13 protein-coding genes and 1 pseudogene are annotated in these 12,826 nt (G+C 61.3%); 2 read left to right on the forward strand and 12 right to left on the reverse strand.

Going from position 1 to position 12,826, the window contains the following annotated elements; genetic code table 11:
* Together dxs and ACIOMO_RS23795 are read left to right on the forward strand one after the other, a co-directional pair.
* Window positions 1-1,815: 1-deoxy-D-xylulose-5-phosphate synthase (dxs, locus tag ACIOMO_RS23790; protein ID WP_401243922.1), on the forward strand; the 1,815-nt coding region annotated here is incomplete at its 5' end.
* A gap of 139 nt (window positions 1,816-1,954) precedes the next feature.
* Entirely contained in the window at window positions 1,955-3,841 is a 1,887-nt protein-coding gene (locus ACIOMO_RS23795) for a TonB-dependent receptor domain-containing protein (protein WP_401243924.1), read from the forward strand.
* A 132-nt stretch (window positions 3,842-3,973) separates the two neighbouring features.
* On the opposite strand, the gene ACIOMO_RS23800 is transcribed toward ACIOMO_RS23795, so the two are convergent.
* The 12 genes and pseudogenes from ACIOMO_RS23800 to nrdR form a co-directional block, all read right to left on the reverse strand.
* Window positions 3,974-4,774, reverse strand: a complete 801-nt coding sequence (locus ACIOMO_RS23800) for a cobalamin-binding protein (RefSeq protein WP_401243926.1) — start codon at window positions 4,772-4,774, stop codon at window positions 3,974-3,976.
* Entirely contained in the window at window positions 4,774-5,193 is a 420-nt protein-coding gene (locus ACIOMO_RS23805) for an MFS transporter (protein WP_401243928.1), read from the reverse strand. The genes ACIOMO_RS23800 and ACIOMO_RS23805 overlap by 1 nt, the downstream gene beginning before the upstream one ends.
* Window positions 5,190-5,807 carry a GTP cyclohydrolase II gene (ribA, locus tag ACIOMO_RS23810; protein WP_053124247.1) on the reverse strand — a complete coding sequence of 206 codons (618 nt, stop codon included), beginning with the start codon at window positions 5,805-5,807 and terminating at the stop codon, window positions 5,190-5,192. Before ribA ends, ACIOMO_RS23805 begins: the two co-directional genes overlap by 4 nt.
* Before the next feature lie 222 nt (window positions 5,808-6,029).
* A complete protein-coding gene (locus tag ACIOMO_RS23815; protein ID WP_401243933.1) occupies window positions 6,030-6,773 on the reverse strand; it encodes a substrate-binding periplasmic protein in 744 nt (247 codons plus the stop codon).
* 35 nt (window positions 6,774-6,808) lie between these two features.
* Window positions 6,809-7,312 (reverse strand): phosphatidylglycerophosphatase A, encoded by a 504-nt coding sequence (locus tag ACIOMO_RS23820; protein WP_007910933.1) that lies wholly within the window; start codon window positions 7,310-7,312, stop codon window positions 6,809-6,811.
* Complete coding sequence (thiL, locus tag ACIOMO_RS23825) at window positions 7,309-8,274, reverse strand: thiamine-phosphate kinase (RefSeq protein WP_401243935.1); 966 nt, start codon at window positions 8,272-8,274, stop codon at window positions 7,309-7,311. The genes ACIOMO_RS23820 and thiL overlap by 4 nt, the downstream gene beginning before the upstream one ends.
* An 18-nt stretch (window positions 8,275-8,292) precedes the next feature.
* A complete protein-coding gene (nusB, locus tag ACIOMO_RS23830; RefSeq protein ID WP_053124252.1) occupies window positions 8,293-8,793 on the reverse strand; it encodes a transcription antitermination factor NusB in 501 nt (166 codons plus the stop codon).
* Window positions 8,790-9,266 (reverse strand): 6,7-dimethyl-8-ribityllumazine synthase, encoded by a 477-nt coding sequence (gene ribE / locus ACIOMO_RS23835; RefSeq protein ID WP_003228649.1) that lies wholly within the window; start codon window positions 9,264-9,266, stop codon window positions 8,790-8,792. Before ribE ends, nusB begins: the two co-directional genes overlap by 4 nt.
* A gap of 235 nt (window positions 9,267-9,501) precedes the next feature.
* Window positions 9,502-10,593: a bifunctional 3,4-dihydroxy-2-butanone-4-phosphate synthase/GTP cyclohydrolase II gene (gene ribBA, locus ACIOMO_RS23840; protein ID WP_008081846.1), complete on the reverse strand. Its 1,092-nt coding sequence runs from the start codon at window positions 10,591-10,593 to the stop codon at window positions 9,502-9,504.
* A 16-nt stretch (window positions 10,594-10,609) separates the two neighbouring features.
* Window positions 10,610-11,272, reverse strand: coding sequence for a riboflavin synthase (locus ACIOMO_RS23845; protein ID WP_150694725.1), 663 nt, complete (start codon window positions 11,270-11,272; stop codon window positions 10,610-10,612).
* Between the two features lie 47 nt (window positions 11,273-11,319).
* A complete protein-coding gene (gene ribD, locus ACIOMO_RS23850) occupies window positions 11,320-12,453 on the reverse strand; it encodes a bifunctional diaminohydroxyphosphoribosylaminopyrimidine deaminase/5-amino-6-(5-phosphoribosylamino)uracil reductase RibD (protein ID WP_401243938.1) in 1,134 nt (377 codons plus the stop codon).
* Window positions 12,450-12,824, reverse strand: a pseudogene (nrdR, locus tag ACIOMO_RS23855) (transcriptional regulator NrdR); the annotation flags it as partial. The gene ribD and the pseudogene nrdR, both read right to left, overlap by 4 nt.
* Window positions 12,825-12,826: the final 2 nt, after the last annotated feature.

Here is a 12,826-nt window from a genome sequence, read left to right on the forward strand (position 1 = left end):
CGGTTAGGCGAAGCCGAGCTGGAAACCCTGGCCGATGAGTTGCGCCTGGAATTGCTCTACACGGTCGGTCAGACCGGTGGGCATTTCGGTGCTGGCCTGGGCGTGATCGAGCTGACCATCGCGCTGCATTACGTCTTCGACACGCCGGACGACCGGTTGCTGTGGGACGTCGGTCATCAGGCTTATCCGCACAAGATCCTCACCGGTCGTCGCGAGCGCATGGGCACGCTGCGTCAGAAGGACGGCATCGCGGCGTTCCCGCGCCGCGCCGAGAGCGAGTACGACACCTTTGGCGTCGGCCACTCCAGCACCTCGATCAGTGCAGCGCTGGGCATGGCGATTGCCGCCCGCCTGCAAAACAGTGATCGCAAGGCGATCGCGGTGATCGGCGACGGCGCGTTGACTGCCGGCATGGCCTTCGAGGCGCTGAACCACGCGCCGGAAGTGAACGCCAACATGCTGGTGATCCTCAACGACAACGACATGTCGATCTCGCGCAACGTTGGCGGTCTGTCCAATTATCTGGCGAAGATCCTGTCCAGCCGCACTTACGCGAGCATGCGTGAAGGCAGCAAGAAAGTCCTGTCGCGCCTGCCTGGCGCCTGGGAAATCGCCCGTCGTACCGAAGAATATGCCAAAGGCATGCTGGTTCCCGGCACGCTGTTCGAAGAGCTGGGCTGGAACTACATCGGTCCGATTGACGGCCACGACCTGCCAACGCTGATCGCCACGCTGCGCAACATGCGTGATCTGAAAGGCCCGCAGTTTCTGCACATCGTCACCAAGAAAGGCAAAGGCTTCGCCCCGGCGGAAGTCGACCCGATCGGCTACCACGCCATCACCAAACTCGAACCCCTGGACGCTCCGGCCGCTGCGCCGAAGCAAGCCAGCGGGCCGAAGTATTCGGCGGTGTTCGGTGAGTGGCTGTGCGACATGGCGGCGGCGGATCCACGCTTGGTCGGGATCACCCCGGCGATGAAGGAAGGCTCGGATCTGGTGGCGTTCAGCGAACGCTTCCCGCTGCGCTATTTCGACGTGGCGATTGCCGAACAGCACGCGGTGACGTTCGCCGCCGGCATGGCCTGCGAAGGCGCGAAACCGGTGGTGGCGATTTACTCGACGTTCCTGCAGCGTGGTTACGATCAGTTGGTGCATGACGTTGCGGTGCAGAACCTCGACGTGCTGTTCGCCATCGACCGTGCCGGTCTGGTTGGCGAAGACGGCCCGACCCACGCTGGCAGCTTCGACCTGTCGTACCTGCGCTGCATCCCGGGCATGGTGATCATGACCCCGAGCGATGAAAACGAACTGCGCAAAATGCTCACCACCGGCCACCTCTACAACGGCCCGGCGGCGGTGCGCTACCCGCGCGGCAATGGCCCGAATGCGACCATCGAAAAAGATCTCGAACCGGTGGAAATCGGCAAGGGCATCGTCCGCCGTCAGGGCAACAAAGTCGCCCTGCTGGTGTTTGGCGTGCAACTGACCGAAGCGCTGAAAGTCGCCGAGAAGCTGGATGCCACCGTGGTCGACATGCGTTTCGTCAAACCGCTGGATGAAGAACTGGTGCGCGAGATTGCCGGCAGCCACGAGTTGCTGGTGACCATCGAAGAGAACGCGATCATGGGCGGCGCCGGTGGCGCGGTCAGCGAGTTCCTCGCGCGGGAGAACATCCTCAAGTCGATGCTGCATCTGGGCTTGCCGGATATCTACGTTGAGCACGCCAAGCCTGCGCAAATGCTGGCGGAGTGCGGGCTGGATGAGGCCGGGATCGAAGCGTCGATTCGTCAGCGTCTGGCGCTGCTCGATAAATAAACGCAATACCCTTGTGGGAGCGAGCCTGCTCGCGAAAGCGGACTGTCAGTCAAATAATTGCTGACTGGTACACCGCATTCGCGAGCAGGCTCGCTCCCACATTTGATTTGTGCACACCTGAAATTCCCGATGGATTGCCATGAAACTCTCGCGCCTCGCCCTGCCCTTCTTCTTGCTGCCGTCCGCTAATGCCCTCGCCGATAACTTCGAGCGTGATCAGGCGTTGAAGCTGCCGGACACGTTGATCTCCGCCAACCGCCAGGTCGAAGCCCGCAACGACAGCAGCGCCGCCAACACCGTGTTCACCCGTGACGACATCGACCGCCTGCAACCGAGCGACGTGCCGGACTTGCTGCGTCGCGTGCCGGGTGTGCAAGTGGCGCAGACTGGCGGGCGCGGCAGTCTGCCGGGGATCTATATTCGCGGCACGCAATCGGCGCAGAGTCTGGTGTTGGTCGATGGTCAGCGCATCGGCAACTCGACTTCGGGCGACAGCAATCTGCAGCATCTGAACATCGAGCAGATCGAGCGTGTGGAAGTGCTGCGCGGTTCGCGTTCGGTGATTTACGGCAGCGATGCGATTGGCGGGGTGATTCAGATTTTCACCCGACGCGGTACTGAGCAGGGTTTGCAGCCACGCATGCACGTTGGTTTCGGCAGCAACCAGACGTGGGAACGCAGCCTCGGTTTGTCCGGCGGCGATGACAAAACCCGCTTCAATCTCGGCGCCAGCCTTGATGAAACCGCCGGGATTGATCGTACGCACGAGTCGTATCCAAGCGATGCCGATCACGATGCCTATCGCAACAAATCCATCAGCCTGAGCCTCAGCCATGCGCTGACCGATGACATCGAAATCGGCGCCAATCTGCTGGATAACCGTGGCAAGAGCGAGTTCGACAACCCGTTCGGCCGCTTCGACATGAACACCTTCGAGTCGGTGCAGCAGCAGCCCTACAGCGATTTCAATGTCAGCAGTATCAGCAGCTACTTCGACGCCCGGGTCAACGACCTCTGGAAAACCCGCGTCGAGTTCGGCCATACCGAGAACCGCGAGAAGACCCTGGATAAACTCAGCGACGAGCGCACGGTGTTCAACACCTATCGCGATTCGGTGAACTGGCAGAACGACCTGACCTTGAACGCGCGCAACAGCCTGATCCTCGGCGGCGACTGGTACGAGGATCGCGTCAACAGCAGCACCGCGTTTGACGAGGACAGCCGCTGGAACCGCGCGGCGTTTATCCAGCATCGTTATCAGGCCGACAGCTTCTCCACTGAACTCGGCCTGCGCCACGACGATAATCAGCAATTTGGCAGCCAGAACACCTGGAGCGGCACGTTCACCCTGCCGCTGAATCCGGATAACGATCTGTTGCTGAGTTATAGCGAAGGCTTCCGCGCACCGACCTTTAACGACCTGTACTACCCGGACTTCAGCAACCCGGATCTGAAACCGGAAACGTCGAAGAGCCATGAACTGCAATGGCGCAGCCAGTTGAGCGACAGCAGCCGTCTGGAAGCGTCTATTTACCGTACGGATCTGCAGGACGCGATTATCTTCGGCAGCAACTCACGTCCAGAAAACGTCGCTTCGGCGCGAATCAACGGTTTTGAAGCGGCGCTGAAACAGGAATTGTTCGACTGGCAGAGCAACCTGGGCGTGTCGATCATTGATCCGCGCGATCGTGATTCCGGGCATACCCTGGCGCGTCGTGCGCGGCGGACGTTGAGCTGGGATCTGGATCGGCAGTTTGATCGGATCAGTGTCGGTGCGAGCTGGCAGGCGGTAAGCAGCAGTTATGACGATCGCGACAACAATCAATCGCTGGGTGGCTACGCACTGTTCGGCTTGCGCAGCAGTTGGGCGCTGAACCGCGAGATCAAGCTGGATCTGAAGGTCGATAACGTTTTCGACAAGGGTTACAGCCGCGCGAATTACAGCTATGACGGCGGTCAGTATGGTTATCGCGAGGAAGGTCGGATGTGGATGTTTGGTGTCACCTGGACACCCGTAATCCGCTAAGACCCCGCATCTGGATATCCCCCGACACCCTGTAGGAGCTGCCGCAGGCTGCGATCTTTTGATCTTCGGCAATCCCGACTCAGCCCCAAAGCAAGATCAACAGATCGCAGCCTTCGGCAGCTCCTACAGGGGTTATCGGTGCGGCTGGATGAGTTGGCAGAGTTTGGCGGTGGCGTCGATCATTTGGCCGCTTGGGCGTTCGAGGCCTTTGTCGGTGACTAGTAGCAAGTTCTCCCTCTTTACAGCGGCGACCTGCGGCCAGTTTTTCCAGGCGTTGAGCTGGGACTGGTCGCTGGCCAGAATGACTTCGGGATCACGTTGCAACACTGATTCGATGCTGACTTGCGGCGCAGGCAAGGTCAGATCACTGAACACATTCCGCGCCCCGCACACTTGCAGCGCATCACTGATGATCTGCCCGCCACCCACGGTGTACAGCGGCTTGTCCCACACCTGATAAAACACCCGCAACGGCACTTCCCGGTGATAGCGCTGGCGTAGATCCGCGAGTTTTTGCCGCAGATCCGCTGCCAGTTTCACCCCGCGCTCAGGTCGGCCCAATTGCGTGGCAATGGCTTCAATCTGCGTGGAGAGTTGATCTAAAGAATGCGGTTCGGCGACGAAAGTCGGAATGCCCAGACGCTTCAACTGATCACGTTGTGCCGGGCCGACGCTGCCGGGCCAGAGCAGCAACAAATCAGGCTTAAGGCTGAGCAACTGTTCCATGTCGAGCTGGCCGTAACGACCCACCGACGGAACGTTGGCAATTTCCGCAGGACGCTCACCAGCATCCAGCACCCCGACCAACAGGTCGGCCGAATCCAGCTCAACGACAATTTCAGAAAGCGACGGTGCCAGGCTGACCACCCGCAGGGTTGCCAGCACCGGGCCGCTGACGGCCAGCAGCAGAACCGCCAGCCAGAGACGGCGCATCAGCCGAGTTGACGCGGGATACGGTAGAGGTAAAACAGCACGGCGGTGGACAGCGCCAGCAGCATCAACGGTACTGCTTCGAGACCGACGAATACCGCCAGTGCGCCGATCCACGCTGGCAAGGCTGCCGCGAGAAACGCCGAACGACGGTTCGCCGCAAGGGCAATCCACGTGCCGGGTTCTTCAGGGGTATCGAGGGCTTTTTGCGTGGCGATCAGTGCGTGTTTGTAGCGGCCGAAAAACTTCAGGCTGACAAACATCGACGCCACGCCGGCAATGAACAGCGGCATCGCCAGCACCGGCAGAATGCCGTCGCTCTGGCCGAATAATGCGTTGATCACGAACAGCGGCACCAGTGCCAGCGCGAGGTATTTCCACCAGGCGACGGACAATCGGCGCCGCACCTGACCACGGGTCACGCTCGGTCTACCTCGCCCTGATGCTCGTTGCCCATCATGTGGTCGAGCTTGCTGGCCTTGGTCGCCAGATAGAGTTTGTTGTGCGGGTTGTGGCCGGTGTGCAGTGGCACGCGCTCGGCGACGGTGATGCCCATGTCGGTCAAGGCTTTGACCTTGCGCGGGTTGTTGGTCATCAGGCGCAGGGATTTCACGCCCAGATGCTCAAGCATCGGCAGGCACATGGCGTAGTCACGCTGGTCGGCGGCGAAGCCGAGACGCTCGTTGGCTTCAACGGTGTCGGCGCCGCCGTCTTGCAGTTCGTAAGCACGGATCTTGTTCAACAGACCAATGCCGCGACCTTCCTGACGCAGGTACAGCAACACACCTCGGCCTTCGCGGGCGATGGCTTTGAGTGCGCCTTCGAGTTGCGAGCCGCAGTCGCAGCGCTGGCTGAACAAGGCATCGCCGGTCAGGCATTCGGAGTGCAAGCGGCCGAGTACCGGGGCACCGTCGGTGAATTCACCGAGGCTCAGCACAACGTGCTCGCGGCCGGTGGCTTCATCGAGAAAACCGTGCATGGTGAATTGCGCAAAAGGCGTTGGCAGCTTGGAAGCGGCGACAAAGACGACAGGCACCGGTGTGCTCCTGATCTAAAGAGTCTGAAAATTCGCAGGCCGGCATTGTAACAGCAGGTTCCTACCGGCGCTTAGGCTGAATTATCGGGCATAACGATCAAAAAGTTTGATAACTACCCGGTCGACATGGATCCCTGTAGGAGCTGTCGAGTGAAACGAGGCTGCGATCTTTTGATCTGTTTTTTAGAATCAAGATCAAAAGATCGCAGCGTGCCGCAGCTCCTACAGGGGATTTGTGGCGAAGGGGTAGGGTTGCTTCCACTTCTCGAAGATCGGCTTCAGCTCGCCGCCCTTCACCAGTTGCTCCATGCGCTGGTCATACAGCGCCATCAAGACCCGAGCCTGCGGGGTGTCGGCGAAGCCGAGGTACAGCGGCAACTCGACCAGGTGTGAATAGCGATACTGCGCCGGATCCGGCGCACTGCGCATCACCGCTTCGATCTCGGTCAGCGCGTCGATGTAGTAATCCGCCCGCCCCTGCTTGAGCATCGGCAGGATGCCGGTGCGGCGCTCGATCTGGTTGTAGCGTTTGACGTTCGGCAGGTAGTTTTCGTAGCGATAACCGCGCACCCACGCCAGTCGGTATTTGCCGAGGGTCGCCAAGGTCGGCGGCGGGTTGCTCGCCAGACCCAGCGCGTAGATATGATCGGAATCGAAATTCCAGTGCGGATACAGCACTTGCCCGGCTTCATCACGATAGGAACCGACCAGCGCGTCGACTTCCTTCAACTGCACGAGCCCGATCGAGCGGGTGTACGGCACGCTGCGGATCTCGACTTTGACGCCGATCGGCTCAAAGACCTTGCGCAGCACATCCCAGGCGAGTCCGTGGCCGTCGGCGGCGGTGTAGTCTTCCCAGTCTTCGCTGGCCAGATGAATCACCGCCGGCGCATGCACAGCTTCCTGAGCACTGACGACAGTGCTCAACAAGGTCAACATCAGCAGCGCCAGCCAGCGTCGAGCCATCCCTAGTGTCCTCACTTAACCCTGTACGGCGCGGATCAGGCGAAAATCCACACCAGTCCCTGCATGGCCAGCCAGGCGAACACGCCGGCCAGCACGTCGTCGAGCATGATGCCGACGCCGCCGTGAACATGCCGGTCGATCCAGCGAATCGGCCACGGCTTGAGAATGTCGAAGAAGCGGAACACCAGAAAACCCGCGAGCAACCAGTACCAGCCTTCCGGCACCAGCCACAGGGTGATCCACATCCCGACCATTTCGTCCCAGACGATGCCTTCGTGGTCGTGTACCCGCAGATCGTCGGCGACTTTGCCGCACAGCCAGAAGCCGAACAGCATGGTGATCCCGAGCATCAGCCAGTAACCCCAGTCGGGCAGCATCTGCCACAACGGGATAAAGGGTAGCGCAACTAACGAGCCCCACGTGCCCGGCGCTTTCGGCAGCGTGCCGGAACCGAAGCCGAACGCGAGGAAGTGCCAGGGATTGCGCCAGACCGACGGCGGAACGAATTCGGCCGGAACCTGTTTCGGGTGATCTGTCACGGTGTCTCCTGAAAATGTTGATAGCCCCGGGTTTGCGGGGTGATGTCGTGCCCTTCGCGATCCAGCAAGACCACGCCCTGCCCTTCGGCCACGCGGCCGATCACATGGATCGGCCAGCCATTGGCCAGCAGCGCCGACAACTCGACGGACGGCAGGGTGAACGCCAGCACGTAATCATCGCCACCGCTCAACGCCGCGCGCTCGGCACCCCGTTGACCGAGAAACGCCACTAAAGCATCCGACAACGGTACGCGCTCGCGTTCAATCTCAAGTCGCACCTGCGATGCCAATGCGATGTGGCCGCAGTCGGCGAGCAAACCATCGGAGATGTCCAGCGCCGACGTGGCTTTGCCACGCAGGGCCTGACCGAGGGCGAGTTGCGGTTGCGGCGACCAGTAGTGATCGAGCAGCGGTTGGGCGATATGAGCTTCGGCATCACGCTGACCGAGCACCAGCGGCAGCGCGCCGGCAGCATTGCCCAGCTCGCCGCCGACACAGAGTAAGTCGCCCGGTTGCGCGCCGCTGCGGGTCAACGCCTGACCGGCAGGCACGCGACCAAACACAGTCACCGTCAGGCTCAACGGCCCGCGCGTGGTGTCGCCGCCGACCAGCGCAACGCCACAGGTCTGCGCCATGCGGTTCAAACCGCGGGCATAGGCTTGCAGCCAATCGGCGGTCACCGTCGGTACAGTCAGGGCAAGGGTAAAGGCAACGGGCGTGGCGCCCATGGCGGCCAGATCGCTGACCGCAACGGCCAGCGAGCGCTGACCGAGCAGAAACGGATCGCAAGGGTCGGCGAAATGCACACCGGCCACCAGCGTATCGGTGGAAATTGCCAACTGTTCCCCGGAGGGAACAGCGAGCAAGGCGCAGTCATCGCCAATCCCGAGAGCAACGCCTTCGCCGCCCTGCGCACAAGGCGCGGCGGCGAAGAAATTGCGGATCAGCTCAAACTCGCCCATTGAAGTATCAAGCGCGTTTCAGCGCTTGAACGCCTTCACTTCAGCTTCACGCAGGCGCGGGGCCAGCTTGTCGAGCACACCGTTGACGAACTTGTGACCGTCGGTGGAACCGTAGACTTTCGCCAGTTCGATGCCTTCGTTGATCACAACGCGGTACGGGACGTCGACGCGCTTGAGCAGTTCCCAGGTCGACAGGCGCAGGACGCACAGTTCAACCGGGTCGAGCTCTTCGATGGTCAGATCCAGGCACGGCGCCAGCGCGGTGTCGATCTCGGTCAGACTGGCCGGAACACCGTGCAGGATGTCGTGGAAGTAGCTCTGGTCGGCGAAGGTGAAGTCGTTATCGACGCGAAACTGCGCTTCGATTTCGTTCAGCGAAGCACCGGCCATGTGGCGCTGGTACAACGCTTGCGTCGCCAACTGACGGGCAGCGCGGCGCTTTTCACTTTTCGAAGGCTTGCCGGCGTCGGTTGGACGCGGCTCGCGCGGGTTGAAACGATCGCTTTCGTCGCTAATCACTTGGCCTCCAACTGTGCCAGCAGGCTGACCATTTCCAGAGCGGACAGGGCAGCTTCGGCACCTTTGTTACCGGCCTTGGTGCCGGAACGTTCGATGGCTTGCTCGATGGAATCAACGGTCAGGACGCCGAAAGCGACCGGCACGCCGAACTCCATGGACACCTGGGCCAGACCCTTGGTGCATTCGCCAGCCACGTATTCGAAGTGCGGAGTACCGCCACGAATGACCGCGCCGAGGGCGATGATGGCTGCGAACTCGCCTTTCTGAGCGACTTTCTGCGCAACCAGCGGGATTTCGAAGGCGCCAGGCGCGCGGATGATGGTGATGTCGCTTTCGCTCACGCCGTGGCGAACCAGGGCATCAACTGCACCGCTGACCAGGCTTTCAACAACAAAGCTGTTGAAACGGCCTACTACCAAAGCGTAGCGGCCTTTTGGGGCGATGAAGGTACCTTCGATGGTCTTCAGGGTCATTCGTCAGATCTCTTAAAGAGCCGGGACGCGTCTCGTACGCATCCCTCAGTGATATTAGCCACGAATACATGGCCGGAAAAAACCGCATTGCTGACTGATTACAAACTGTGGCGAGGGGATTTATCCCCGATGGACTGCGCAGCAGTCCCAAAAACAGGGGCCGCTGCGCAGCCCGTCGGGGATGAATCCCCTCACCACAAGAATCCATGTCAACAATGCCGGAAACGACCGGTCATTATTCGGAGGGCACGTATTCTACAACTTCCAGATCGAAACCGGATATCGCATTAAATTTCATTGGCGCAGACATCAAGCGCATTTTGCGTACACCGAGGTCACGCAGGATCTGCGAACCGGCACCGACAATGCTGTAGGTGGTCGGTTTTTTCGGTGCTGGCTGATCACCGGTTTCACGGATATGCGCCAGCAACACGTCGCCATCGAGCGGGTGACCGAGCAACAGAACAACACCGCTGCCGGCCTCGGCAACCGCAGCCATCGCGGCGCGCAGGCTCCAGCGGCCCGGTTGCTTGACCATCAGCAGGTCGCGCAGCGGGTCCATGTTGTGCACGCGAACCAGCGTTGGCTCTTCGGCGCAAACAGTGCCCAAGGTCAGTGCCATGTGCACGTCGCCTTCCACCGAATCACGATAGGTCACCAGGTTGAATTGGCCCAGTTCGCTGTCGAGTGGCTGCTCGGCAATCCGCTGAACGGTACGTTCGTGGATCATCCGGTAGTGAATCAGGTCGGCGATGGTGCCGATCTTGATGTTGTGTTCGGCAGCAAAAGCTTCCAGTTCGGCGCGACGGGACATGGTGCCGTCGTCGTTCATCACTTCGCAGATCACCCCGCTCGGCTCGAAACCGGCCATGCGCGCGAGGTCGCAGGCGGCTTCGGTGTGGCCAGCGCGAGCGAGGGTGCCGCCAGCCTGAGCCATCAGCGGGAAGATGTGGCCCGGACTGACGATATCTTCAGCCTTGGCATCTTTGGCCGCCGCCGCTTGCACGGTGCGCGCACGGTCAGCAGCGGAGATGCCGGTGGTGACGCCTTCGGCCGCTTCGATCGAAACGGTGAACTTGGTGCCGAAACCGGAACCGTTGCGCGGTGCCATCAGCGGCAGCTTCAACAGTTCGCAGCGCTCGCGGCTCATCGGCATGCAGATCAGGCCACGGGCGTGCTTGGCCATGAAGTTGATGTGCTCGGCCTGGCAGCATTCGGCGGCCATGATCAGGTCGCCTTCATTCTCGCGGTCTTCGTCATCCATGAGGATGACCATCTTGCCTTGGCGGATGTCTTCAACCAGTTCTTCGATGCTATTGAGCGCCACAAGGCACCCCCTTCAGTCAGGATTTGAGATAGCCATTGGCGGCCAGAAAGCTTTCAGTGATGCCGCCAGCGCTTGGCTCTGCAGCCTTGTCACCGAGCAGCAGACGCTCCAGATAACGCGCCAGCAAATCGACTTCCAGATTCACCCGGCGACCCGGCTTGTACGACGCCATGATGGTTTCGCTCAGGGTGTGCGGAATGATCGTCAGCATGAATTCGGCGCCATCGACTTCGTTCACGGTCAGGCTGGTGCCGTCGACGGTGATCGAGCCTTTGTGGGCGATGTACTTGGCCAGTTCTTTCGGCGCGCGGATGCGAAATTCCACGGCGCGGGCATTGTCGGAGCGCGAGACGATTTCGCCGACGCCGTCGACGTGGCCGCTGACCAGATGCCCGCCGAGACGAGTGGTCGGGGTCAGGGCTTTTTCCAGATTGACCGGGCTGCCGCTTTTCAGGTCATTCATGGCGGTGCAGTCGAGGGTTTCGCGGCTGACGTCGGCGGCAAAGCCGTCGCCCGGCAGCTCGACCGCCGTCAGGCACACGCCGTTGACCGCGATGCTGTCGCCGAGTTTGACGTCGCTCAGGTCGAGCTTGCCGGTTGCGACGTGTACCCGCACATCACCGCCCTTTGGGGTCAGTGCGCGGATACTGCCGATGGATTCGATGATGCCGGTAAACATGGGGTTCTCCTTGAGAACTAAGCCAGCGCTAACGCGATGGCCGGGAATTATACGCTCGCCGATGGCACAGGGATGGCAGTGACTCGCCAGTCATCGCCCACCGCACGAATTTCACTGATTTTCAGCTCGGGAGCATCCTTCATATGGGCCAGCGGCCAGTCCAGCAACGGCCGCGCCGTGGAGCCGAGAAACTTGCCGGCGATGAAGATCACGAATTCATCCACCAGACCGAGCTGAGCGAAGGCGCCGGCCAAACGTGGGCCGGCCTCGACCAGCACTTCGTTGACGCCGCGATTGGCCAGTTCGATCAGCAATTGATGCAGATCGACCTGACCGTCATCACCCGGCACGATCAGGCATTCCGGGCCATTGGCGTATTGCTCTTCGACCGCCATGCAAGTGGCGACCAACGCCGGGCCGGCCTTGAAGAACGGTGCATCGAGCGGCACGCGCAGGCGCCCGTCGATCAGCACGCGCAACGGCGGACGGCTCATGGCCCGCGCGGTTTGTTCGCCATCCAGACCCAACTCGTCGGCGCGCACAGTCAAACGTGCACCATCGGCCAGCACGGTGTCGGCGCCGGTCAGCACCACGGCGGCCTGAGCGCGCAAACGCTGTACCGCCGAACGCGCGGCCGGGCCGGTGATCCATTGGCTCTCGCCGTTTTCCATCGCGGTGCGACCGTCGAGGCTCATGGCCAACTTGACCCGCACGAACGGCAAGCCGTGTTCCATGCGTTTCAGGAAACCCTGGTTGAGCTTGCGCGCCTCGGCTTCGAGCACACCGCTTTCGGTGGCGATGCCGGCATCGGCCAGACGCTGCAAACCACGTCCGGCAACTTGCGGATTCGGGTCACGCATTGCCGCAACCACCCGAGCAACCCCGGCATTCACCAGCGCATCGGCACACGGCGGCGTACGGCCATGGTGGCTGCACGGTTCCAAGGTCACATAAGCAGTGGCGCCCCGGGCCAGTTCACCGGCGGCGCGCAGGGCGTGGACTTCGGCATGCGGTTCGCCGGCGCGCTCATGCCAGCCTTCGCCGACAATCTGCCCGTCGCGCACCACCACACAGCCGACCCGAGGATTGGGATGGGTGGTGTAGTGACCTTTGCGCGCCAGTTCCAGCGCACGCGCCATAAAGTGGGCGTCGAGGATGGCCTGCTCGGCGAGGGTGGTCATTCTTTCACCGGTTCGCGGGCGAGGCGGTCGATTTCTTCGCGGAATTCGTTGAGATCCTGGAAGCGCTTGTACACCGAAGCGAAGCGGATGTAGGCGACTTCATCAAGCTTCTGCAATTCGGCCATGACCAGTTCGCCGACCACGAGGGATTTGACCTCACGCTCGCCGGTGGCGCGCAGTTTGTGCTTGATGTGAACCAGAGAGGATTCGAGGCGCTCGACGCTCACCGGACGTTTCTCCAGGGCGCGTTGCATGCCGGCGCGGAGTTTTTCTTCGTCGAACGGTTGGCGGCTGCCGTCAGTTTTGATCAGGCGCGGCAACACCAGTTCGGCCGCCTCGAACGTCGTGAAACGCTCGCCGCAGGCCAGGCATT

The sequence above is a fragment of the Pseudomonas sp. NPDC087804 genome (genome assembly GCF_044742965.1).
In the GTDB taxonomy this organism is placed as follows: Bacteria; Pseudomonadota; Gammaproteobacteria; order Pseudomonadales; family Pseudomonadaceae; genus Aquipseudomonas; species Aquipseudomonas rustica.